The sequence below is a fragment of the Kitasatospora sp. Root107 genome (assembly GCF_001424875.1).
GTDB lineage: Bacteria > Actinomycetota > Actinomycetes > Streptomycetales > Streptomycetaceae > Kitasatospora.
In genome coordinates this window covers 117,391-139,460 of record NZ_LMCT01000026.1, presented here as the reverse complement: position 1 = coordinate 139,460, position 22,070 = coordinate 117,391, and the positions used below count along the sequence as shown (strand labels likewise).

Here is a 22,070-nt window from a genome sequence, read left to right as displayed (position 1 = left end):
GCCGAGGCCGGGCACCCGCCACAGGCCGGCGGCCGCCATCACCACCGGCTCGGTCCCCAGGCTGTGCAGTGCGGCCAGCACCACACCCGGGTCGGCGAGCGAACTGTGGTTCGCCGCCACGATGCTGCCGGGCGCGACCGGGCCCGCCACCTCGGAGGTGACGGTCAGTCGACCGAGGACGGGTAGCAGCGCGCTGGCGATCCGGCTGAGCATGGACGGTTCCCTTCGTCGCCTCCGGCGAGGCGGTGGCACCATCCTGGTGGACCGCTGCCGCCGAGGGCTTGAGTACCGGTACTCACATCGGACGGGCGGCGGTCCGTCCCTCACAGCCGTCGGGGCCCGGCACCGTCCCCAGCGAGTGCGTCACCCGGGTTGAGGAGTGCGCAGGCCTTCATCGAGAGACAGCCGCAGCCGATACACCCGGTGAGCTCGGCCTCGAGCCGCTCGATGGTCTGGCGGCGCTCCTCCAGCCGACGCTTCCAGCCGCGCGAGGCGCGCTGCCACTCCTGGTGACTCGGCGGCCGGTCGAGCGGCACGTCGGCGAACGCCTCCCGGAGGTCCTGCAACGGGATGCCGATCCGTTTTGCCACCGAGACCAGTGCGACGCGGCGCAGCATGTGTCGCGGGTAGCGGCGCTGGTTGCGATCGTCGCGTTCGGACGCGATCAGGCCGAGTTCCTCGTAGAACCGCAGAGCGGAGACGGCCGCCCCGGTCCGCGCGCTCACCTCGCCGATGCTCAGCCAGTCGTCCGGGGTGGCCCGGACGTCGTCGTTGGAACGGTAGTCGGTCATGCAGTGCCCCCCTGTTGACCTCAAGGTTACTTGAGGTCATACGGTCGGCTGCGCCAGAACGGCGAACAGGACCTGAGAGGACGGCAGTTCGATGACGTTTGTGATCGCTTTGCCCTGTGTGGACGTCAAGGACAAGGCATGCATCGACGAGTGCCCGCTCGACTGCATCTACGAGGGTGAGCGGATGCTCTACATCCACCCCGACGAGTGCATCGACTGCGGTGCCTGCGAGCCGGTGTGCCCCGTCGAAGCGATCCTCTTCGAGGACGACACCCCGCAGGAATGGCAGCACTTCACCACCGTGAACGCCGAGTTCTTCGCCGACCTCGGCGCCCCCGGCGGCAGCGCCAAGCTCGGTCCGATCGGCCGGGACCATCCGATCGTGGCGGCGCTGCCGCCGCAGGGCGCCAGTTGAGCCGGACGGTCGAAGGATCTGACGGCGCAGTACGGTCATCGGGCAGCCTGGCCACTCTGAGCCCACCAGGGCGAGCACGACCACAGTCAGTTGGTCTGCTCGGCGCCCCGAAGATGTCCCTGGTTGCGAAGGTACGCGGAGCGGGCCTGAGCGATATCGGACGCCTGGTCGGTCGAGCAGTCGAGGCGGGAGCGGAACTGCTGGACAGCCCGAACGAGGTGCCCACCGAGGATCTCCCCGTCCGCGAAGGCGAGCGGGCCGGCCGTCCACAGAGCGGACGCGGGATCTGCGCCGGGCCAGCCGTTGTCGGTGAGGGTGGCTAGCAGGCGGTCGTCCGACAGGGCCACCGCCACATCCGCCCCGCGGGCCACCGCCTCGGTGAATACGGCGGGTGAGGTGTGGTCCAGGAGGAAGACGAAGTGCTGGGCGATCCGCCGCCGCCAGTCCTCGTCGAGATTGCCGTCGGCGTCGAGGCGGAGGTTCGAGTGCCAGGCTGCCTGGGCGAGCACGGAGACGAAGAGCCCCAGAAACTCGGCCTTCTGCAGTCCGTCCGCGTGCTCGATCACGATTGCGAGGTCCTGGTCGCCGTGGCCCGGGCCGTGCCAGTCCTGCAGGCAGTCGATGAGCGCGTCCCAGTTGTGACCGAAGTAGCCGAGGAAGGCCAACTCCCGCGCGAAGGTCTGGAAGAGAGAGGGCGCGTCCCGTAGTTCTCGGCCGTCCAGCCGAAGGGTCAAGCCGTTGCGCGCGAGGAGCGTGGCGGTCTCCGACGCCAGCCAGGGATCGTCAGCGCGTGTGAACACGACCCAGGGGGAGCGGCGTTCCAGGACGGTGGGCTTCGGCTTTGGCACGGCCGAATCCTTGCACGACCGATCAAGAGGCTGCTCCGTAGCACCGGATCCTGACACGAACGCGTCGGGGTGCGGTGCCACGCGTCGTTGTGGGATGCCCACCGGAGTCCGGTCACGGATCCCGCCGTAGCACGAACTCTCCGTAGTGGGTGGCGGTTTTCCGAGGAGATCCCTCTCATGAGCGAACCGGCACGGGACGGGGGCACCACGAGCCCGGGGCAGCGAAAAGGTGGGGCCCGACACACCGACCCGGGCGGCGGCGCGAGAGCCCTTCCCGAACGCTTCCCGCCGGTGTGCGCGATGGCCCGGAAGACCCGACAGGAAGGCGCCAGATCCACTGCAGCGCAGTGCTGTTGAGGCTCCGTCAGAAGAATCCCCCGTCCGCCCGTCCCTACTCTTTCGATCGTTTGAGGATGCTGATGCTTCGTGCTGGATCGTCACTCGGAGGTCGGCGCTCCGCGCCCGTTCTCGTGTGGCTCCTGCCCACGGTCGTGACGGTGGCTGCCGCTGTCGTCGCCGTGTCGCTGACCTCCACCGGCGCCCGTGCGGGAGTCGTCTGGTGCGGGGTGGTGGGTACCGCGGCGGTGGGCATAGTCGCCGCCGAGGCGGCGCGGCGAGGGCGGGCGCTGGCGGCCCTGCGCGAGCAGCACGCCCGGCAGGAGAGCGAGCTGCGGTACCGGCTCGCCCGGCAGCAGACCGAGACGGTCCGGCTGGCCGAGGTCACCCTGCCCGAGACGGTCGCCCGGCTCCAGCGCGGCGAGTTCACCGAGGACGTGCTGAAGGCGTACGAGTCCTACGACGGCGTCGTCGGCCCGGAGTTCCAGGCCGCCCGGCATGCGGTGCTGCGCACCGTCCTGGAAGCGGTCGACAACGAGGAGGGCCTGCGCGAGTCCGCGCAGCGGGCGTTCGTGAACATCGCCCGTCGGGTGCAGGCGATCGTGCACCGGCAGGCCCAGGACCTGCGTGAGATGGAGGACCGGCACGGCAACGACCCGGCCGTCTTCGACGACCTGCTGCGCCTGGACCACGGCAACGCGCTGGTCGGCCGGCTCGCGGACAGCATCGCCGTCCTCGGTGGCGCCCGCCCCGGCCGCCAGTGGAGCAGGGCGGTACCGCTGTACAGCGTGCTGCGCGGCGGCATCTCGCGAATCCTGGACTACCAGCGGGTGGAACTGCACCCGGTCTCCGAGGTCGCGGTGGTCGGCCCCGCCGCCGAGCCGCTGATCCACGCGCTGGCCGAGCTGCTGGACAACGCCACCCGCTACTCCCCGCCGCACACCAACGTGCATCTGACCGCCGTCGAGGTGCAGACCGGCATCGCGATCGAGATCGAGGACGGCGGTCTCAGCCTGAGCGAGGAGGGCCGGGGCAGGGCCGAGCGGATGCTCCGCGACGCGCAGGAGGGCATCGACCTCAACGACCTCGGCGAGACCCCCAGGCTCGGCCTGGCCGTGGTCGGGCGCCTCGCGCAGGAGTACGGCTTCCAGGTCTCGCTCCGCCCCTCCGCCTACGGCGGCGTGCGCGCGGTGCTGATCGTGCCGCAGGAACTGATCACCACGGCACCCGCCGTCGGCCGGGCCCACGGCATCGGCATCGCCGCCGGCTCCCGGCCTGGCTCGGCCGCCGCTCTCCGGTCGGCGGGCGGACCGCGGCCGTGGGGGGCGAAGACGGTACCCGGCGTCATCGCGGAGTCACCCCACCGCTCCTCGGCGGCCGGCGGGCCTGCGGCGGTGGGCGAGCAGACCCCGGACGGGCTGCCACAGCGCCGTCGGCACGCGGCGTCCTCCTGGACCGGCGCTCCCGAGGGCGCGGGTGTGCCCAGGCCCACCCCGGCGCCGGTACAGCCGGGTATGTGGCTGGCCGCGTTCCACGAAGGGGTGAACGGCAACGCGCCGTCCAGCGGCGGGGCCGACCACACCAGTGAAGAGTCGGCAGGGAAGGGCGAGGAGTGACTCAGCAACGGACCAACATGGACTGGATGCTCAAGGAGCTGGCGGACAGTGTTCCGCACGCCCGCCACGTCGTCGTGCTCTCCGCCGACGGCCTGCGGATGGCCCAGTACGGCACCGACACCGACACCGCCGACCGGCTGTCCGCAGCCTGTGCGGGCCTGCAGAGCCTGGCCGCCGCGGTGGGACACGAATTCCCGGACGGCGACGGTCGGATGCGGCTGGTCGTGATCGAGATGGGCGGCGGCTTCTTCTATCTGATGGCGGCCGGCGCCCGGGCCTACCTCGCGGTGCTCGCCGACCAGGGCGTCGACGCCGGGCTGATGGGCCAGCGAATGCGGGACCTGGTCGCCCGGATCGGCGAGCACCTCAGCACTCCGCCGCGCAAGAGCGAGCAGGTCGTATGAGCGAGGCGAGTGACGAGCGCAGCGAGGACGGCGGATGAGCGCAGCCGACCAGGACTGGGACGAGGACAGCCCCGAGCGGCTCTACGTGATCACGCGCGGTCGCAGCGGTCTGGCCGAGCGGACCACGTTCGACCTGGTCACCCTGATCGTCGCGCGCTCGGAGCCGACACCCACGATGCAGCCGGAGCATGCGGCGATCCTGCGGATCTGCGGCTCGCCGCTGTCCGTGGCCGAGATCTCCGCGCATCTGCGGCTGCCGATGAGCGTGGTCACCGTGCTGCTGGCGGACCTCCTCGCCGAGAAACGGATCGAGGCCCGGGCCCGCGTCCCGAAAGCGATCCTTCCCGACCATGCCCTGTTGGAGGCGGTGATACATGGACTTCAGAAGCTCTGAGACGGTGCTGGGGCCGGAGAGCGCCGATCTGCTCCCGGCCTCGGCCGCCATGGCGGTCAAGGTGGTGATCGTGGGCGGCTTCGGCGTCGGCAAGACGACCCTGGTCGGCTCCGTGAGCGAGATCCGGCCGCTGAGCACCGAGGAGACGATGACGCAGGCCGGAGCGGGTGTCGACGACACCGCCGGGGTCGAGCGCAAGACCTCCACCACGGTGGCGATGGACTTCGGCCGGATCAGCATCAACGACGAACTGGTGCTGTACGTGTTCGGCACCCCCGGGCAGGAGCGGTTCTGGTTCCTCTGGAACGGCCTGTTCGAGGGCGCCCTCGGCGCGGTCGTGATGGTCGACACCCGCCGCCTCGAAGTCAGCTTCGACGTGATCGGGCGGCTGGAGGACAGCGGCGTGCCCTTCGTCGTCGCGGCCAACATCTTCCCCGAGTCGCCGACCTACCCGACCGAGGCACTGCGGGCCGCCCTCGACCTGCCCCCCGAGGTGCCGATCGTCACGTGCGACGCCCGGACCCGCGAATCGAGCCGTGACGTCCTGATGGCCCTGATGCGCTACCTGTACAACCTCTCGGCCCCGCCCACGCGGTGACCACTCGACGGCTCCTTCGCACCGACCGTTCTCGACGACCGCCTCATGACACCCCCGGAGATACCGTGACCTCCCCGTTCCGTGACGCCTCCTCCTCCACCCCGCCGCCCGGCTGCCCCGCCCACGGGATCGGCGCCGACGGGCTCGCCTCCGGCGGCCTCCGGCGGCTCTACGGGCCGGAGGCCGAGGCCGACCCGGCGGGCCTGTACGAGAAACTGCGGGCCGAGCACGGCGAGGTGGCGCCCGTGCTGCTGCACGGTGACCTCCCGGCCTGGCTGATCCTCGGCCACTCCGCGAACCTCACCGCGATGCGCACACCCTCCCGGTTCTCCCGGGACTCCCGCCGCTGGACGGCTATCCAGGAGGGCCTGGTCACCCCGGACTCCCCGCTGATGCCGGTGATCGCCTGGCAGCCGCTGTGCGTGTTCGCGGACGGCGCGGAGCACCGGCGCCTGCGCGAGGCGGTCACCGACGGTCTGAACCGCTTCGACCGACGGGGGATCCGCCGCTACATCACCCGCTTTGCCGACCAGTTGATCCAGGACTTCGGATCGGCCGGCCAGGCCGAGCTGGTGGCCCAGTTCGCCGAGCACCTGCCGATGCTCGTGATGACCCACGTGGTCGGGATGCCCGAGGAGTACGGGCCCCGACTCGTCGACGCCGCACGGGACTTGATGAAGGGCACCGAGACGGCCATCGCAAGCAACGACTACGTCGTGGCGACGCTGCGCCGGATGATGGAGCGCAAACGGGAGACGCCCGGCGCCGATCTCGTGTCGTGGCTGATGCAGCACGAAGCGGGGCTCACCGACGACGAGGTGCTGGAGCATCTGCGGGTGGTGCTGCTCGCCGCGAACGAGACGACCGTCAACCTGATCGCGGACACGCTGAAGATGGTCCTCACCGACCGCCGGTTCCGCGCCCACCTGTCCGGCGGCCACATGACGCTGCCCGACGCCCTGGACCAGGTCCTCTGGGACTCCGCGCCGATGTCGCTGGTCGCGGGCCGCTGGGCCACCGGCGACACCGAGCTCGGCGGACAGCAGATCAAGGCCGGCGACATGCTCCTGCTCGGTCTCGCGGCCGGCAACGTCGACCCGGTGGTCCGCCCCGACCTGTCGAAGCCGCTCCACGGCAACCGCGCCCACCTGGCCTTCGGCGGCGGCCCGCACGAGTGCCCCGGCCAGGACATGGGCCGGGCCATCGCCGAGACCGGCATCGACATCCTGCTGACCCGCCTGCCCGACCTCCAACTCGCCATCCCTGAGGACGAGTTGACCTGGACCTCGGCCTGGCTGTCCCGGCACCTGGTCGAGCTGCCGGTGCGCTTCACCCCGCGGGCCAAGCCCGCCCGGGAGGCGGCCGCCGCCGTAGGTGCCGTGCCCACGACGCCACCCCCGACACCGCGGGCGGTGTCGCCCGCAACGCCCAGCGCCCGGCCCGTCCAGCCACCCGCCCCGACCGTCCCCCCGGCCGCCATCGCCACCGTCCCCCGGCAGCGGAGCGGCTGGTGGGGCGTCCTGACCGGGTGGTTCCGGCCCTGACGGCGGCGGGCCGGGTGGCCTCCCGGACGGGCAGGCCGCCCGAGGCGACTGCTTCGGGCTCAGGCCGGGTACGGGAGTTCGGCCTCCGTCGTATCGGCGGGCCGGGTGTGGACGGTGCCGTTCGGGCCACCGATCCGCAGCTGCCACGGGTGCGGGCTGTCGGTGGTCACCCTGAGCCGGTCACCGTCGCGGCGCAGGTGGAAGCGGGCCACCTCGCCGGGGCCGTCGGAGCGCGGGATCACCACGGTGCGCTCGGCGCCGTCGGCGAAGGCGTGCACCCGCAGCTCGACGCCGTCCGCCCAGGCGGAGACCGGGTGTTGGTCGTCGGCGCCGAGCGGGATGACGGAGTCGGGGCGGGCCAGCAGCGGAAGGGTGTGGAAGCCGTGCTGCTCGCGGACCCAGCGGGGGCCGGTGAGTTGATCCCCGGTCAGGAGGTTGGTCCAGGTGCCGTCGGGGACGTAGTAGTCGACCGTGCCGTCGTCGGTGAAGACCGGGGCGACGAGCAGGTCCTCGCCGAGCATGTACTGCCGGTCGAGCGTGGCGGTGGCGGGGTCGTCGGGGAACTCGAGCAGCATGGCGCGCATCACCGGGATGCCGGTGGCATGCGCCTGCTGGGCGGCGCGCTGCAGGTAGGGCGCGAGGCGGTGCTTGAGCAGGGTGAACTCGCGGGTGACCTCGACGGCCTCCTCGCCGTAGTCCCACGGGACCCGGTAGGACTTGGAGCCGTGCAGGCGGCTGTGCGAGGAGAGCAGGCCGAACTGCACCCAGCGTTTGAAGACGGTCGGGGTGGGGGTGCCCTCGAAGCCGCCGATGTCGTGGCTCCAGAAGCCGAAGCCGGACAGGCCGAGGGAGAGCCCGCCGCGCAGCGACTCCGCCATGGCGTTGAAGTGGGACTCGCAGTCGCCGCCCCAGTGCACCGGGTACTGCTGGCCGCCCGCGGTGGCGGAGCGGGCGAACAGCAGTGCCTCGCCCTCGCCGCGCTCCTCGCGCAGCAGCTCGAAGACGGCCCGGTTGTACAGGTGGGTGTAGTAGTTGTGCATCCGCTCGGGGTCGGAACCGTCGTGCCAGACCACGTCGGTGGGGATGCGCTCGCCGAAGTCGGTCTTGAAGCAGTCCACGCCCTGCGCCAGCAGGGTGCGCAGCTTGCCGGTGTACCAGCCGCACGCGGCGGGGTTGGTGAAGTCCACCAGGGCCATGCCCGGCTGCCACAGGTCCCACTGCCACACGCTGCCGTCGGGGCGGCGCACGAGGTAGCCCTCGCGCCTGCCCTCCTCGAACAGCGCCGACTTCTGCGCGATGTAGGGGTTGATCCAGGCGGAGATCCGCAGCCCCTGCTGCTTGAGCCGGTCCAGCATGCCGGCCGGGTCGGGGAAGGTGTCGGAGTCCCAGTCGAAGTCGGACCACTGGTACTCGCGCATCCAGAAGCAGTCGAAGTGGAAGACGCTGAGCGGGATGCCACGCTCGGCCATGCCGCCGACGAAGCGGTTGACGGTCGCCTCGTCGTACTCGGTGGTGAAGGAGGTGGTCAGCCACAGGCCCAGTGCCCAGGCCGGGGGCAGCGCCGGGCGGCCGGTCAGCGCGGTGTAGCGCTCCAGGATCTGCTTGGGTGACGGCCCGTACACCACGAAGTACTCCAGCGACTGGTCCTCGACGCTGAACTGCACCTGGCCGACGGCCTCGGAGCCGACCTCGTAGCTGACCTTGCCCAGGTGGTTGACGAAGACACCGTAGCCCTGGTTGGTCAGGTGGAACGGGACGTTCTTGTACGCCAGCTCGCTGGTGGTGCCGCCGTCGGCCTGCCAGATGTCCACCACCTGCCCGTTCCTGACGAACGGCGTGAATCTCTCACCCATCCCGTACACCAACTCGCCGACACCTAGGGAGAGTTGACCGAGCATGAAGTGCCGCCCGGTGTCGTCCGTGACGAAGCCGGTACCGCGTTCGCCGACGGAGGTCAGCACCTGCCCGTCGGCGGTGAACTCCAGGCGCCACGGCTGTGAGGTGTCCACCCGCAGGGTGAGGTCACCGGCACCGAGCTCGACCACCGGGCCGTCCCGGTGCACCTTCCCGCTACCCTGCTGCGCGCCGGGGAGCGCGAACTCCGGCCCGCGCCGCACCGATCCGGCGTGGTGGGTGGTGCGCACCCCGATCACGCCCTCGGCCGGTGACCAGCATTCGACCGTCAGCAGCGGGCTGTTGAGCGTGTCACCGCGACCGCGTACGTGTTTCACCGGCGCGTAGAGGGTGATCCGGTGCTCGTCGGACCGGACGTCCGCAACCTCGGCGGCGTAGCGCGCGGTGACACCCGGGCGCATCAGCCAGTAGCCGTCGGTGAATTTCATTCGGCAGGTTCCTCTGTCCGCGCGCGGTGCGCGGTGATCAGGCCCCGGTACCAGTGGTAGCTGTCCTTGGGCGTTCGGGTCATGGTGTCGTGGTCGACGTGGACCAGGCCGAAGCGCTGGCTGTAGCCGCGCGCCCATTCGTAGTTGTCCATCAGCGACCACACGTAGTAGCCGCGGACGTCGACCCCGGCGGCGATGGCGTCGGCGACGGCGGTGAGGTGGTCCGCGAGGTAGTCGATCCGTTTGGCGTCGTGGATCACGCCGTCGGGGCCGACGGTGTCGATCTCGGCGGAGCCGTTCTCGGTGATCCAGACCGGCGGAAGGTGTGGGTAGCGGGCGTGGAGTCCGCAGAGCAGCTCGGTGAGCGCCTCCGGGAGGACGGGCCAGCCCATGGTGGTGTGCCGGGTCCGGTACGGGTTCACCTCGGTGAGGCCGATGTCCACTGCCGTACGGAGTTCGAGGTCGTCCGTGCGGTGGGGGGCGGCGGCGACGGTGATCGGGCGGTAGAAGTTGACGCCGAGGAAGTCCAGCGGGGCGCCGATCAGTTCGAGGTCGCCCGGCAGCCGCCAAGGGCCGTCGGCGAGACCGGCCCAGGTCTCGGCCTCGTGCGCGGGGTAGCGTCCGGCGAGCAGCGGCTCGGTCCAGACCTCGTTGTGGAGGACCTCGGCGCGGCGCAGGGCGGCGCGGTCCTCGGGCAGGGAGGAGACGGTGTGGATGCGGTCGAGGTTGAGAGTGATCCCGATCTCCCGGGCGCCTGCGGCGCGCAGCGCCCGGACCGCGAGGCCGTGGCCGACCAGCAGGTGGTGCGCGGCCGCGAGCGCGCCGCGCCCCTCCTCGGCGCCGGGTGCGTGGCGGCCCTCGGCGTAGCCCACGAAGGATGAGCAGTACGGCTCGTTGAGGGTGATCCAGCGCTCCACCCGGTCCCCGTAGCGCTCGGCCGCGAGAGCCGCGTACTCCGCGAACGCCTCGGCGGTCTCCCGGACCCGCCAGCCACCTCGGTCCTCCAGGGCCTGGGGCAGGTCCCAGTGGTAGAGGGTGACGGCGGGGGCGACCCCGGCGGCCAGCAGTTCGTCGATCAGGCGGTCGTAGAAGTCCAGGCCCTTGGCGTTGACCGCTCCGGTGCCCTGGGGCAGCAGGCGGGGCCAGGCGATGGAGAGGCGGTAACTGTCCACACCGAGCCCGCGCAGCAGGGCGACGTCTTCCGGGTAGCGGTGGTAGTGGTCGCAGGCCGTGTCGCCGGTGGCGCCGCCGAGCGTACGGCCGGGCGTGTGGCTGAAGGTGTCCCAGATGGACGGGCCGCGGCCGTCCTGGTCGTGGGCTCCCTCGATCTGGTAGGCGGCGGTCGCGGCGCCGAAACGGAACCCGGCGGGAAGCTCGGGGAACGGGTGTGCGGCCTGGCCGCTTACGGAGGTCACGGCGGCGGTCAGAGCTCCGGAGCCAGGTCGTGCTCCTGCAGCCAGGCGAGCTGCGCGGGCGGGGTGGAACCGCAGCCGCCGCCGTGGTCGGCGAAGGGCCAGACGGTCATCGTGCGGTCCTCGCCGGCGTAGCGGTTGTAGGCGGCGTAGACCGTGGAGGGCGGGCAGACCGGGTCCATCAGGCCGACGCTGAACAGGGCCGGGGCGGTGGCCCGTTGGGCGAAGTGCGCGCCGTCGAAGTAGTCGAGGGTGGCGAGGGTCGGCGTCACACGGTGCCGGCTGTGCCAGCGCAGGTACTTGGCGATCTCCGGGTACGGCCCCTCGTCGGCGATCTGCACGGCGTGGCGGAAGTGGCAGAGGAACGGTACGTCGGGCATCACCGCCGCGACGCGGTCACCGCTGAGGCCGGCGACGGCGAGCGCCAGGCCGCCACCCTGGCTGCCGCCGGTCACCACGATCCGGTCGACGTCCAGACCGGGCAGCTGAGCGACGGCGTCGACGGCGCGCACGCAGTCGGTGATCAGGCGCCGGTAGTAGTAGTTCTCGGGGGAGTCGATGCCCCGGGTCATGAAGCCCTCGACCCACTGCGTGCCGTCGCCCACGGTCCGGTCGGGGGTGTCGTGGCCCTGGCCCCGGCTGTCGACCACGAGTTGGGCGTAGCCGGCGGCGGACCAGAACAGGTGCTCGGTGGGCAGCCCGCGCCCGCCGCAGTAGCCGATGTAGGTGACGACGACCGGCAGCGGCCCGTCCACGCCGGCGGGGCGTAGCAGCCAGGCGGCCACCGGCTCGCCGTTCCAGCCGGGGAAGCGCACGTCGTCGACCTCGACGGTGCGCAGCGCGTACTGCGAGGTGACCCGGTCGACTTTGACACCGCAGTCGTACGACCGGGCTTCGGCGAGCGTCCGTTGCCAGAACGCGTCGAAGTCGCTCGGTGCGGTCAACTCCGGGCGATAGCTGTTCAGTTCGTCCAGGCCGAAGTCGGTGAGCGGCATGGGGGGCTTCCTCCGGAATGGGTTGGGCACTGGGTGAAGGAGGTGGCGGCCCGCCACCCTCGAGACGGGCCGCCGGTCTGGGAAGCGCCGGCTTCAGTCGGCCGTGCCGGACGAGCGGAGGCCGAAGGCGGCCAGCCGGAAGCCGCCGTGCAGCGTCAGCCGGAGGTCGTGGAACCCTGCCGACGGGGCGGCGAAATCGGCCTGTACGGTCGCCCAGGTGTGATGGTGGTCGGTGACGGGGACCTCGATCTCCGCCAACAGCAGCTCTCCGGTGTGGAGTTCGAGCCGTGCCTCGCCGACTCCGGCCTCCGGGCGGGCGATCTCGGCCTCCACCCGGACGGCGCCGGAGAGGTCGACGCCGTGGAAGTGCAGTGTCGCGGGTCGGGCCGGGTCGGCCGGGGTGACGGCGTCGCCGTCGGTCCGGCTGACGTCGACGATGTCGATGTCCGTGTGGTCGTCGAAGTCGACGGCCAGGGTGCGCCGGTCGACCAGGACCCGGGGGGCGGGGGCCGCCCCGGTCACGGTGAGCGGCGCGGTGAGGACAGGGTGTTCGGCGGAGCGGGCGACGGTGATCTCGTAGCCGCCGGGGTCGACGGTGAAGGCGCCGCTAGAGACGTCCCAGTGGGCCAGTCGCTCGGCCGGCAGACGGAACGTCAACTCCCGGCGCTCGCCCGGCTCCAGACGGATCTTGGCGAAGTCGACGAGCCGCTGCCGGGGAGCCTGGTAGCGGGCGTCCAGGGCCCGGACGTAGAGCTGGACCACCTCGCTGCCGACCCGCCGGCCGCTGTTGGCCAGAGCCACCGTGACGTCGACCGAACCGTCCTGGGCGATGGACGGCTGGGACAGGCGCAGGTCGCGGTGGGCGAACTCGGTGTAGGACAGGCCGTGACCGAAGGGGTAGAGGGGTGCGGCCCGGTGGTACTGGTAGGTCCAACCGGCCTTGATGATGTCGTAGTCGAGCGGCTCCGGCAGCTGGTCGTCGCCCCGGTACCAGGTCTGCGGCAGGCGTCCGGCCGGTTCGGCCCCGCCGAGCAGCACGTCGGCCAGCGCGTTGCCGGTCTCCTGCCCGCCGTGCGAGGTCCACACCACGGCGGGCAGGTGCTCGTCCGCCCAGTCCACGGCGTACGGGTAACTGCTCATCAGCACCAGTGCCGTCTCCGGGCGGACGGCGGCGACCGCGCGCAGCAGCGCGTCCTGCGCCTGGGGCAGGGCGGTGTCCACGCGGTCCTCGGTCTCGCGGCCGTTGACCAGCGGATGGTTCCCGAGCACGACGACCGCGACAGTGGCCGCTTCGGCGGCCGCCCGGGCCTCGGCCACGCCGTCGCGCAGCAGTTCACGCTGCCAGCGTTCGGCGGCAGCCGGGGTCTCGGCGGTGACGGCCACCCGGCCGTCGGTCGGGTCCACGACGGCGTAGCGCCCGGTGAGCACGGAGCACAGCAGCACGGCACCGTCTTCGGCCGGCTCCAGCCGGAAGGTCTCGTGGATCTCCCAGGTCTTGAGGATCTCCTGGTCCGCGACCAGGGTGGTGTCCTCCTTGAGGCTCAGGTAGCGGCCGGTGCCGGCGTCGCGCAGGGTCAGCCTGCCGCGGCCCCAGTCGGCCACGTCGAAGCTGGTCCCGCCGAGTGCTTCGCCGGTGGTGCGGGAGCGCAGCGCGATCCGGTCGGCGCCCTCGACGCGGACCACCTCGCCGTCGAGCGCGGCGGCGAGTCCGGCGGCGACGGTGACCTGGTACGGCAGGGTGCCGCTGTACCAGTCCTCGCACAGCGTGTCGGCCAGCGGGCCGATGACGGCGATCTTCGGCGTGCGGGCCGGATCGAGTGGCAGCAGGCCGTCGTTCTTGAGCAGCACCACCGACTCGGTCGCGGCCTGACGGGCCAGGGCGCGGTGCTCGGCGCTGTTGATCACCTCGGGGCCGATCCCGGCGTACGGGTCCAGCTCGGGGTCGAACTCGCCGAGCCGGAAGCGCAGTTCGAGCTGCCGCCGGACCGCGAGGTCCACGTCGCTCTCGGCGATCAGGCCGCGCTCCAGCGCCTCGCGGAGCCGGCCGACGATCGTCTCACTGTCCTCGCCGTGGTCGGTGAAGCTGTCGATGCCCGCCTTCAGCGCCGCCGCATGGGACTCGACGTGGTCGTCGAAGTAGCGCTCCGGGTCGACCAGGTTGGAGGGCGCCTCGGCGTCGCTCACCACGAACAGCTCGTGGCCGGTGGGCCGCGCCCAGCGGCGCAGCTCCGTCTCGATGAGCGGACTCACGTGGCAGGGACGGCCGTTGACCAGGTTGTAGGCGGCCATCGCGCCGGTCGCGGCGCCGGAGGCGACGACCGGGCGGAAGGCGGCCAGGTCGTACTCGTGCAGCACGCGCGGGCGCAGCCCGGAGGAGGTGGTGCACCGGTCGTCCTCGTTGTTGTAGGCGAGGAAGTGCTTGAGCACCGGGGCCGCCCGCAGGTAGGTCGGGTGGTCGCCCGCCAGGCCCCGGCAGTACGCCTCGCCGACCCGGGCGGTGTGCACCGGGTCCTCGGAGTAGCCCTCCTCGTTGCGGCCCCAGCGCGGGTCGCGCAGCAGGTTCAGTACCGGCGCCCAGGCCTGCAGGCTGTGGGGGCCGCGATCGGGGGCGAGCACCGGCGGGCGGTGGCGGTGGAAGGCGCGCAGTTCGACCGAGACCGCCTCGGCGACCCGGCGCACCAGGTCCTCGTCCCAGCTGGCGCCGAGGCCGACGGCCTGCGGGAAGACCGTGGCCACTCCCAGCCAGGCGACGCCGTGCAGGGCCTCGCTGCCGGTGCGGAAGGGGTCAACTCCCAGGCGGGGCACGGCCGGTGCGTACTGATGCAGCATCGCGAGCCGTTCGTCGACCGTGAGCCGTTCGAGCAGGTCGTCGACGCGCTTGCGTAGCGAGAGCGCGGGGTCACGGAAAAGAGGCAGGTCAGCCGCGGACGCGGACAGGGAACTCACGTGGGACAACCCCTCGGAAGGCTGGGTGCGTGGTCGTTCGTCGAAGCGCTTCGACGCTGACACGAACCCGAAGATGTGTCAACTGCCTTGGTAGTGGCCGGTTTCGGATTTGTTCAGGCTATTGCTGAACGCGTAACGCGTCGTTAGTGTCGCCGAAACGCGCAAGCGCTTCGACAGTCCGAACTGGAAGGGCCGCTCCGCCATGAGAACCGAGATGAACCGCCGAAGCTTCGTCAACGCCGCCGTCTCAGTCGCAGGGGCCGCCGCGATGACGCCACTGCTGTCCGCCTGTGGCGGAGGTGCGGACCGGAAGACCGGTGCGAACACCGAGGCGGGCCTCAAGTCGGCCCTGCCGGCCTACGTGCCCAGCACCTCCGGCAAGCCGGAGATCCCCTCCGTGGCCGGTGGCCCCGACGCGGCGACCGACCCCGCGTACCTCAGCTACCCGTCCGCCCCGGTCACCACGGTCTCCGGTGTCCCGGGCAAGGGTGGCAGCTACACGGCGGTCACGCCGCTGTGGGGCACCGTCCCGCCGGCCGGCAACGCCTTCTACCAGGCCATGAACAAGGCGCTGGGCGTCGAGCTCACGATGAAGCCGACGGACGGCAACAACTACGCCACCATCGTGCCGACCATGACCGCCGCCAAGAAGCTGCCGGACTGGATCCAGCTGCCCAGCTGGTGGAACCCCAACTTCAACCTCGGGGGGCTGGCCGGGACCCAGCTCGCGGACCTGACCCCCTACCTGTCCGGCGACAAGATCAAGAAGTACCCGAACCTGGCCGCGATACCCACCGGCGCCTGGCAGGTCGGCGTGTGGGGCGACAAGCTGTACGGCATCCCGTGCTTCTCCAGTAAGTTCGTCGTCGCGGGCACCACCTTCTACCGCCGGGACATCCTGGAGGGGCGCGGGATCAAGGCCGATCAGGTCAAGTCCGCCGACGACCTGCTGAGCCTCGGCAAGGAGCTGACCGACGCCAAGCGCGGCGTCTGGGCCTTCGGCGACCTGTGGACCTACCTGTACACGGCCTGGGGTGCCCCGCTCAAGTGGAAGGTGGACAACGGCAAGCTGGTCCACCTGTTCGAGACCCAGGAGTTCCTGGAGGCTCTCGACTGGCACAACCGGCTGGCCGCCTCCGGGTACGTGCACCCGGACTCGCTGGCCGGTGACAACGCCAACGCCACCACCCGCTTCTACAGCGGGAAGGTGCTCATCGACGGCGGCGGCACGGGTGTCTGGAAACTGAGCGACCATCAGGCCGGCATCGCCGCGGACCCGAACTACCGACGTGGTGCCTTCAACGTCTTCGCCGCCGACGGCAAGAGCAAGCCGGTGGTCTACATGGGTGCTTCGACCGCCATACTCAGCTACCTGAACGCCGATCTGAAGCCCGCGCAGATCGAGGAGCTGCTCTCGGTCGCCAACTACCTTGCCGCGCCCTACGGTTCGGCCGAGTACACGATGGCCAACTTCGGCGTCGAGGGCGTCCACCACACCAGGGTGAACGGCGTTCCCACCTTCACGGACGAGGGCCAGAAGGCGGTCCAGAGCCAGACCTTCCCGTTCCTGGCCTCCCCGTCGGCCGTGATCAGCAACCCGGGCGGCGACATCGTCACCAAGGACCTGTCGGCCTGGCAGGCCGACAACGTCCAGGCCCTCACCAAGCCGCCCTTCTGGGGCATGAACATCAGCATGCCGCAGGCGATGGCCACGGCCGAAGCCGCCCAGGCCGTGTCGGACACCGTCCAGGACTGCTACCGGGGCAAGAAGAAGGTCTCCGAGGTGCAGGAGGCGGTGGCGAGTTGGCGGTCCAGTAGCGGGGACCGGCTCAAGGGATGGATGACCGAGAACGTCCTGAACAAGTACGGCACGGGCCAGTGACCACCGCGCAGCCGGAGCGCACCGGCGCACCGGAAGGTCTGAGCCTGCGGCACCGGCTGCGCCGCGACCGTTCGTTGATCCTGATGACGGTGCCCGCGGTCGTCCTGCTGCTGGTGTTCAACTACCTCCCGCTGTTCGGCCTGGCCACCGCGTTCCAGGAGTACGACCCGCTGGTGGGGGTCTGGCAGAGCGAGTGGGTCGGATTCGACCAGTTCAGCCGGCTCCTCGGCGACGCGATGTTCTGGCACGCGATGACGAACACGCTGTACCTGAGCTTCGTCCAGCTGATCCTCTTCTTCCCGATCCCGATCGCGCTGGCCATGCTGCTCAACACGGTGCTCAGCGAGCGGACCCGCAACTTCATCCAGTCCGTCGTCTACCTGCCGCACTTCTTCTCGTGGGTGCTCGCCATCACGATCTTCCAGCAGATGCTGGGCGGTGCGGGCGCGCTCAACCAGTTCCTCCGTCAGCAGGACATCGGTACCTGGGACATCATGACCAACCCGGACACCTTCGCCCTGCTGGTCACCTCCCAGTCGATCTGGAAGGAGGCGGGCTGGGGGATCATCGTCTTCCTCGCAGCGCTCAGCGCGATCAACACCGAGCTGTACGAGGCGGCGGCGGCGGACGGCGCGGGACGGTTCCGGCGGATGTGGCACATCACGCTTCCCGGCCTGCGCGGGGTGATCGTGCTGATGCTGGTGCTGCGCCTGGGCAACGCACTGTCGGTCGGCTTCGAGCAGTTCCTGATCCAACGGAACGCCGTCGGTCACGACGCGGCTGACGTCCTGGACACCTTCTCCTTCTACTACGGCATCGCCACCGGCGACTACAGCTACGGCGCGGCGGCCGGGCTCTTCAAGAGCGTGATCTCGCTGCTGCTCATCTGGGGTGCCAACCGGCTGGCGCATGCCTTCGGCGACGACGGGTTGTACCGGAAATGACCAACGTACTCACCATCGGACGCACGGACGGCAAGCGCGACGCGGCGACCAGGGCCGCCCGACGCAGGGCCAGGGCCGCCCGCCCGCCCTGGGAGGAGCCGCCGACCACGGTCGGCCAGGCGGCCAAGGGGCTGACCCTCGGCGGGATGCTCGCCGTCATCCTGGTCCCGCTGTGGATCGTCGTGCTGACCAGCTTCTCCACCCCCGGGGCCGTCAACCGGGCCGGCGGCCTGGTGATCTGGCCCGACGGACTGACCGCCGAGGCGTACCGCCAGATGCTGAGCGACTCGACCGTGCTCACCGCGCTGACGGTGAGTCTGGGCATCACCGTGGTCGGCACGGCGCTGTCGATGGTCGTCTCGGTCCTGTGCGCCTACGGGCTGTCCCGGCCCCGGTCGCTCGGCCACCGCTCCATTCTGGTGCTGCTGATCGTCACGATGTTCGTGGGCGGCGGCCTCATCCCGACCTTCCTGGTGGTCACCGGGCTCGGTGGCTACGGCCAGTGGTGGGCGCTGATCCTGCCGGGCTCGGTCTCCGTCTTCAACATCCTGGTCCTGCGCGCGTTCTACTCCGAAACCTCCTCCGAGCTGATCGACGCGGCCCGGATGGACGGCGCGGGGGAGTGGCGCATCCTGGGGTCCATCGTCCTGCCCACCTCACGTGCCGTCACCGCCGTGACCGCGCTCTTCTACGCGGTGGGCTACTGGAACTCGTTCTTCAACGTCATGCTCTACATGCCGACGGACGCCGAGAAGTGGCCGCTCCAGTACGTGCTGCTCACCTACGTCAACCGGGGCAACGGAATGCCCGGCTCGGTCAATGCGGGCTTCGGCAGCGTCCAGACGCAGACCGCGCCGCTGTCGCTGCAGATGGCGGTCGTGGTGCTCACCCTGGTGCCGCTGGTGATGGTGTACCCGTTCGTGCAGAAGCACCTGCGCACCGGCGTTCTCACCGGCGCGATCAAGGGCTGAGCCACGTGTTCCGCAGACCCGTGGGGCCGGCCCCGGGTAGCTCCTATCCCTGAACACGGACAGAAGGAGGCTCCTCCCAATGACGGCACGTCAGCTCACCGACCGGCTCGGTGCTCTCGCGTTCGGCGGCGACTACAACCCGGAGCAGTGGGACGAGGGGGTGTGGAAGCAGGACGACGAGCTGATGCGCACGGCGCGGGTGAACCTGGCCACCGTCGGCGTCTTCTCCTGGGCCCTGCTGGAGCCGGCCGAGGGCCGCTACGAATTCGGGTGGCTGGACGGGCAGTTGGACCGTCTGCACGCCAACAGGGTCGCCGTCGACCTGGCCACCCCGACCGCCTCGCCGCCGCCCTGGTTCACCCTGGCCCACCCGGACGCGATGCCGGTCGGCCCCGACGGCACCCGCCTGACCCACGGCAGCCGTGACACCTACTGTCTGGCGGCCCCCGCCTACCGCAGGGCGGCCCGCCGGATCGCCTCGGCGCTCGCCGAACGCTACGGCGACCACCCGGCGCTGGCCCTGTGGCACGTGCACAACGAGTACGCGACCCTCTGCTGGTGCGAGCACACCGCAGCCGCCTTCCGGGTCTGGCTGCGTGCCCGCCACGGCTCGCTGGATGTGCTCAACGACGCCTGGGGAACGGCGTTCTGGAGCCAGCGGTACAGCTCCTGGGAGCAGGTCCAGCCGCCCCGGGCCACCCAGTGGCACCACAACCCCGGTCAGGCGCTGGACTTCCGCCGCTTCTGGTCCGACGAAGCCCGGGCCGCCTACCGCGAGCAGCGCGACGCGATCCGCGCTCACAGCGACCGGCCGGTGACCACCAACCTCATGGTGCCCGGCTACCAGAACCTGGACCTGTGGGCCTTCGGCCGCGAGGTCGACCTGGTGACCATCGACCACTACCCGGCCGCGCCCGGCGTGGACGCCGCCGCCGACACCGCCTTCGGCGCCGACCGGGCCCGATCCTTCGGCGGCGGTGCGCCCTGGCTGCTGATGGAACAGGGCACCAACACCGTCTACGCGGGTGACCGCGTCCTCGCCAAGGAACCGGGCGACATCCTCCGGCACACCCTCGGCCACATCGCCCGGGGCTCGGAGGGCGCGCTGTTCTTCCAGTGGCGCCAGTCCCGGGCGGGTGCCGAGCAGTGGCACTCGGCGATGGTCCCGCACGCCGGGCCGGACAGCCGGATCTTCCGCGAGGTCACGGAGGCCGGCGAGGCCGTCGCCCGGCTCGGCGAGCTGGCCGGCTCCACCGTCCGGGCCGAGGTCGCCGTCCTGCACGACTCGGACGCCTGGTGGGCGCTGGAGTCCGACGGGCTACCGTCGGCCGACCTCGACTACCACGCCACCTTGCGCCGCGCCCACCGGGCGCTGTGGGACGCGGGTGTGACGGTCGACTTCGCCCACCCCGAGCACGATCTGACTCGCTATCAACTCGTCGTCGCACCAGCTCTGTTCCTGCTCTCCGACGCAGGCGCGGCGAACCTGCGCCGCTACGTCGCGGGCGGCGGCACACTGCTCGTCCAGCACTCCGGCGGCGCCGTCGACGAGCGCCTGCACGCCCGCCTCGGCGGCTACCCGGCGGCGCCGCTCCGCGAGGCGCTGGGCGTCCGAGTCGAGGAGCACCGTCCGCTGCGGCGCGACGAGGAGACCGTCCTGTCCGACGGCTCGCGCGGCACTGCCTGGAGCGAGGTGCTGCGCACCGAGGGCGCCGAGCTGGTCGCCGCGTACACCGGTGGCATGCTCGCCGGCGGCCCGGCGCTCACCCGGCACGGATTCGGCGCCGGGACCGGCTGGTACCTCTCCACCCGACTGGACGACACCGGCTACGCGGCTCTCGTCACGCAGTTGGTGGCGGAAGCCGGAGTCGCTCCGGTGCTGCCGGGCCTGCCGCCCGGCGTGGAGGCCGTCACCCGCCACGCCTCCGACGGCCGCCGCTGGCATGTCCTGATCAACCACCGCACCGAGGCGGTCCCACTGTCGGAGCTCGCCCACGACCTGCTGACGGACGGCCCCGTGAACGAACTGCGGCAGGGCGGCTGCGCGGTCCTCCGCGCCTAGAGCAACCACCAGGGGCTCGGGGAACTGCGACGCCAACCTCGGAAGCGTTCAACGTGCGTACCGGGTCAGGCACTTTGCATTTTGACCCGAACGCCAGATCTCCTCGCAGTTCCCCGAGCCCCTGGTTAGTGCAACTGAACGCCCGTCGACACGCGAGAGGACGAGCTCCCATGACCGAAGGACCCGGAACGATCCGCTGGGGCCACCAGGCCCTGGAGGTCGAGATCGCCCTCGGTGCGGACGGCACCGCCCGCCTGGTCCGCATCGGCGCGCCCGGCGAGGCCGTCGGCGACCCGCGCCCGGAAGCGCCGCTGCCGCTGGTGGAGGTGATGGTGGCGGGCCACGGCCGCTCCTGGTCGGGCAGGCACCTCGTGAACACGAACATCGGTGCGCGGCTGCGCCATCGCTCCCACTGCGTGACCCGCGACGGCGACTGGCACGTGCTGACCGTCGAACTCACCGACTCCGAGACCGGCCTGACCGCCGAGGCCGTCTACCGGTCACCGGACGGTCTGCCGGTGCTGCGCAGCGAGGTCGTCGTCCGCAACGAGGGGGCGAGCACGCTGCACCTGGAGTCGGTCAGTTCACTCGTGACCGGCTGTCTCACCGGGGGAGACCCGGCGGAGCTGGACGCCGCCGACCTGCTGTGGGCGGAGAACGACTGGATGGCCGAATTCCGGTGGCAGCGCAGGCCGTTGCGGGAGACCTCGCCCGACTTCGGCGGCCGCTTCCACCTGTCCCGTGGCCGGGAGACCCACGTCCTGGCCGGACAGGGCGTCTGGTCCAGCTGCGGTCACCTGCCGATGGGCGGCCTGACGGACCGTCGGTCGGGCCGCACCTGGCTGTGGCAGATCGAGCACAACGGCGGTGGCTGGCGCTGGGAGTGCGGACAGCGCGACGGCACGGCGTACGCGGCACTGTTCGGCCCCAACGACGCCAACCACGGCTGGCGCCAACCCCTGGAGCCCGGGGCCGAGTTCCGTACCGTGCCCGTGGCGCTGGCGTTCTGTCCGGACGGTGGCCCGGACGAGGCCTTCGCCGCCCTCACCCGCTACCGCCGGGTCACCCGGCGCCCTCACCGCGACCACCGTCACCTGCCGGTCATCTTCAACGACTACATGAACTGCCTGATGGGCGACCCCACCACCGCCAAGCTGCTGCCGCTGATCGACGCCGCGGCCGAGGCCGGGGCGGAGTACTTCGTCATCGACGCCGGCTGGTACGGCGAGGAGGGCGACAGCTGGTGGCCCACCGTCGGAGCCTGGGAGCCGGCCGCCTCGCGCTTCCCCGGGCCGCGCGGGATCCACGAAGTCCTGGACCGCATCCGGGAGTCGGGAATGGTCCCCGGCCTGTGGCTGGAGCCGGAGGGGATCGGCGTGTCCAGCCCGGTGGCCAAGTCCCTGCCGGAGGAGGCGTTCTTCCGTCGCGACGGGCAGCGCGTCGTCGAGGGCGGCGGCCGGTACCACCTGGACCTGCGCCACCCCGCCGCGCGCGACCACCTGGACCAGGTGGTCGACCGCCTGGTCGGCGAGTGGGGCGTCGGCTACCTCAAGCTCGACCACAACACCGA

At 71.2% G+C, this 22,070-nt stretch carries 17 protein-coding genes and 1 pseudogene; 11 read left to right on the top strand and 7 right to left on the bottom strand.

The window, feature by feature from the left end; genetic code table 11:
* Both ASC99_RS40930 and soxR read right to left on the bottom strand, forming a co-directional pair.
* Positions 1 to 213 (bottom strand): annotated as a pseudogene (locus ASC99_RS40930) (1-acyl-sn-glycerol-3-phosphate acyltransferase); the annotation flags it as partial.
* A 110-nt stretch (positions 214 to 323) separates the two neighbouring features.
* Positions 324 to 791 carry a redox-sensitive transcriptional activator SoxR gene (soxR, locus tag ASC99_RS22895; protein ID WP_057235021.1) on the bottom strand — a complete coding sequence of 156 codons (468 nt, stop codon included), beginning with the start codon at positions 789 to 791 and terminating at the stop codon, positions 324 to 326.
* A gap of 91 nt (positions 792 to 882) precedes the next feature.
* Between soxR and fdxA the strand changes: the two genes are divergently transcribed.
* Complete coding sequence (fdxA, locus tag ASC99_RS22890) at positions 883 to 1,206, top strand: ferredoxin (RefSeq protein ID WP_057235018.1); 324 nt, start codon at positions 883 to 885, stop codon at positions 1,204 to 1,206.
* Positions 1,207 to 1,292: 86 nt separating this feature from the next.
* On the opposite strand, the gene ASC99_RS39480 is transcribed toward fdxA, so the two are convergent.
* Positions 1,293 to 2,054, bottom strand: coding sequence for a barstar family protein (locus ASC99_RS39480; protein ID WP_057235016.1), 762 nt, complete (start codon positions 2,052 to 2,054; stop codon positions 1,293 to 1,295).
* Between the two features lie 419 nt (positions 2,055 to 2,473).
* Between ASC99_RS39480 and ASC99_RS22880 the strand changes: the two genes are divergently transcribed.
* The 5 genes from ASC99_RS22880 to ASC99_RS22860 all read left to right on the top strand — a co-directional run bounded on the left by ASC99_RS22880 (position 2,474) and on the right by ASC99_RS22860 (position 6,946).
* The gene (locus ASC99_RS22880; RefSeq protein WP_063857156.1) at positions 2,474 to 4,006 is read left to right on the top strand and encodes an ATP-binding protein; all 1,533 of its coding nucleotides are present in this window, start codon (positions 2,474 to 2,476) and stop codon (positions 4,004 to 4,006) included.
* Positions 4,003 to 4,410, top strand: a complete 408-nt coding sequence (locus ASC99_RS22875; protein ID WP_057235013.1) for a roadblock/LC7 domain-containing protein — start codon at positions 4,003 to 4,005, stop codon at positions 4,408 to 4,410. The genes ASC99_RS22880 and ASC99_RS22875 overlap by 4 nt, the downstream gene beginning before the upstream one ends.
* Positions 4,411 to 4,444: 34 nt before the next feature.
* Positions 4,445 to 4,804 carry a DUF742 domain-containing protein gene (locus ASC99_RS22870; protein ID WP_057235012.1) on the top strand — a complete coding sequence of 120 codons (360 nt, stop codon included), beginning with the start codon at positions 4,445 to 4,447 and terminating at the stop codon, positions 4,802 to 4,804.
* Positions 4,785 to 5,402, top strand: coding sequence for an ATP/GTP-binding protein (locus ASC99_RS22865; RefSeq protein ID WP_057235011.1), 618 nt, complete (start codon positions 4,785 to 4,787; stop codon positions 5,400 to 5,402). Before ASC99_RS22870 ends, ASC99_RS22865 begins: the two co-directional genes overlap by 20 nt.
* Before the next feature lie 65 nt (positions 5,403 to 5,467).
* The gene (locus tag ASC99_RS22860) at positions 5,468 to 6,946 is read left to right on the top strand and encodes a cytochrome P450 (protein ID WP_057235009.1); all 1,479 of its coding nucleotides are present in this window, start codon (positions 5,468 to 5,470) and stop codon (positions 6,944 to 6,946) included.
* 59 nt (positions 6,947 to 7,005) lie between these two features.
* Here ASC99_RS22860 and yicI read toward each other — a convergent pair whose 3' ends face one another.
* The 4 genes from yicI to ASC99_RS22840 form a co-directional block, all read right to left on the bottom strand.
* Complete coding sequence (gene yicI, locus ASC99_RS22855) at positions 7,006 to 9,288, bottom strand: alpha-xylosidase (protein ID WP_057235007.1); 2,283 nt, start codon at positions 9,286 to 9,288, stop codon at positions 7,006 to 7,008.
* Positions 9,285 to 10,703 carry a GH1 family beta-glucosidase gene (locus ASC99_RS22850; RefSeq protein ID WP_057235005.1) on the bottom strand — a complete coding sequence of 473 codons (1,419 nt, stop codon included), beginning with the start codon at positions 10,701 to 10,703 and terminating at the stop codon, positions 9,285 to 9,287. Before ASC99_RS22850 ends, yicI begins: the two co-directional genes overlap by 4 nt.
* A gap of 8 nt (positions 10,704 to 10,711) precedes the next feature.
* Positions 10,712 to 11,695 carry an acetylxylan esterase gene (locus ASC99_RS22845; protein WP_057235003.1) on the bottom strand — a complete coding sequence of 328 codons (984 nt, stop codon included), beginning with the start codon at positions 11,693 to 11,695 and terminating at the stop codon, positions 10,712 to 10,714.
* 93 nt (positions 11,696 to 11,788) lie between these two features.
* Positions 11,789 to 14,632, bottom strand: a complete 2,844-nt coding sequence (locus tag ASC99_RS22840; RefSeq protein ID WP_057235171.1) for a glycoside hydrolase family 3 protein — start codon at positions 14,630 to 14,632, stop codon at positions 11,789 to 11,791.
* Between the two features lie 223 nt (positions 14,633 to 14,855).
* On the opposite strand from ASC99_RS22840, the gene ASC99_RS22835 reads away from it, so the two are divergent.
* The 5 genes from ASC99_RS22835 to ASC99_RS38820 all read left to right on the top strand — a co-directional run.
* Positions 14,856 to 16,523, top strand: coding sequence for an ABC transporter substrate-binding protein (locus ASC99_RS22835; protein WP_057235002.1), 1,668 nt, complete (start codon positions 14,856 to 14,858; stop codon positions 16,521 to 16,523).
* The gene (locus tag ASC99_RS22830) at positions 16,478 to 17,467 is read left to right on the top strand and encodes an ABC transporter permease subunit (protein ID WP_082598549.1); all 990 of its coding nucleotides are present in this window, start codon (positions 16,478 to 16,480) and stop codon (positions 17,465 to 17,467) included. Before ASC99_RS22835 ends, ASC99_RS22830 begins: the two co-directional genes overlap by 46 nt.
* A complete protein-coding gene (locus ASC99_RS22825; RefSeq protein WP_057235001.1) occupies positions 17,464 to 18,438 on the top strand; it encodes a carbohydrate ABC transporter permease in 975 nt (324 codons plus the stop codon). The genes ASC99_RS22830 and ASC99_RS22825 overlap by 4 nt, the downstream gene beginning before the upstream one ends.
* Positions 18,439 to 18,517: 79 nt before the next feature.
* On the top strand, positions 18,518 to 20,500 hold the full coding sequence (locus ASC99_RS22820; RefSeq protein ID WP_057235000.1) for a beta-galactosidase: 1,983 nt from the start codon (positions 18,518 to 18,520) through the stop codon (positions 20,498 to 20,500).
* 170 nt (positions 20,501 to 20,670) lie between these two features.
* On the top strand, positions 20,671 to 22,070 hold a 1,400-nt coding region (locus ASC99_RS38820), incomplete at its 3' end, for an alpha-galactosidase (protein WP_235583096.1).

What these genes read in the sequence shown, in the direction of transcription:
- ASC99_RS22820 (WP_057235000.1), top strand. Translation starts at nt 18,518, where the DNA reads ATGACGGCACGTCAGCTCACCGACCGGCTCGGTGCTCTCGCGTTCGGC.
- ASC99_RS22830 (WP_082598549.1), top strand. Translation starts at nt 16,478, where the DNA reads ATGGATGACCGAGAACGTCCTGAACAAGTACGGCACGGGCCAGTGACC.
- ASC99_RS22825 (WP_057235001.1), top strand. Translation starts at nt 17,464, where the DNA reads ATGACCAACGTACTCACCATCGGACGCACGGACGGCAAGCGCGACGCG.
- fdxA (WP_057235018.1), top strand. Translation starts at nt 883, where the DNA reads ATGACGTTTGTGATCGCTTTGCCCTGTGTGGACGTCAAGGACAAGGCA.
- soxR (WP_057235021.1), bottom strand. Translation starts at nt 791, where the DNA reads ATGACCGACTACCGTTCCAACGACGACGTCCGGGCCACCCCGGACGAC.
- yicI (WP_057235007.1), bottom strand. Translation starts at nt 9,288, where the DNA reads ATGAAATTCACCGACGGCTACTGGCTGATGCGCCCGGGTGTCACCGCG.
- ASC99_RS22835 (WP_057235002.1), top strand. Translation starts at nt 14,856, where the DNA reads ATGAACCGCCGAAGCTTCGTCAACGCCGCCGTCTCAGTCGCAGGGGCC.
- ASC99_RS22865 (WP_057235011.1), top strand. Translation starts at nt 4,785, where the DNA reads ATGGACTTCAGAAGCTCTGAGACGGTGCTGGGGCCGGAGAGCGCCGAT.
- ASC99_RS22880 (WP_063857156.1), top strand. Translation starts at nt 2,474, where the DNA reads ATGCTTCGTGCTGGATCGTCACTCGGAGGTCGGCGCTCCGCGCCCGTT.
- ASC99_RS22870 (WP_057235012.1), top strand. Translation starts at nt 4,445, where the DNA reads ATGAGCGCAGCCGACCAGGACTGGGACGAGGACAGCCCCGAGCGGCTC.
- ASC99_RS22845 (WP_057235003.1), bottom strand. Translation starts at nt 11,695, where the DNA reads ATGCCGCTCACCGACTTCGGCCTGGACGAACTGAACAGCTATCGCCCG.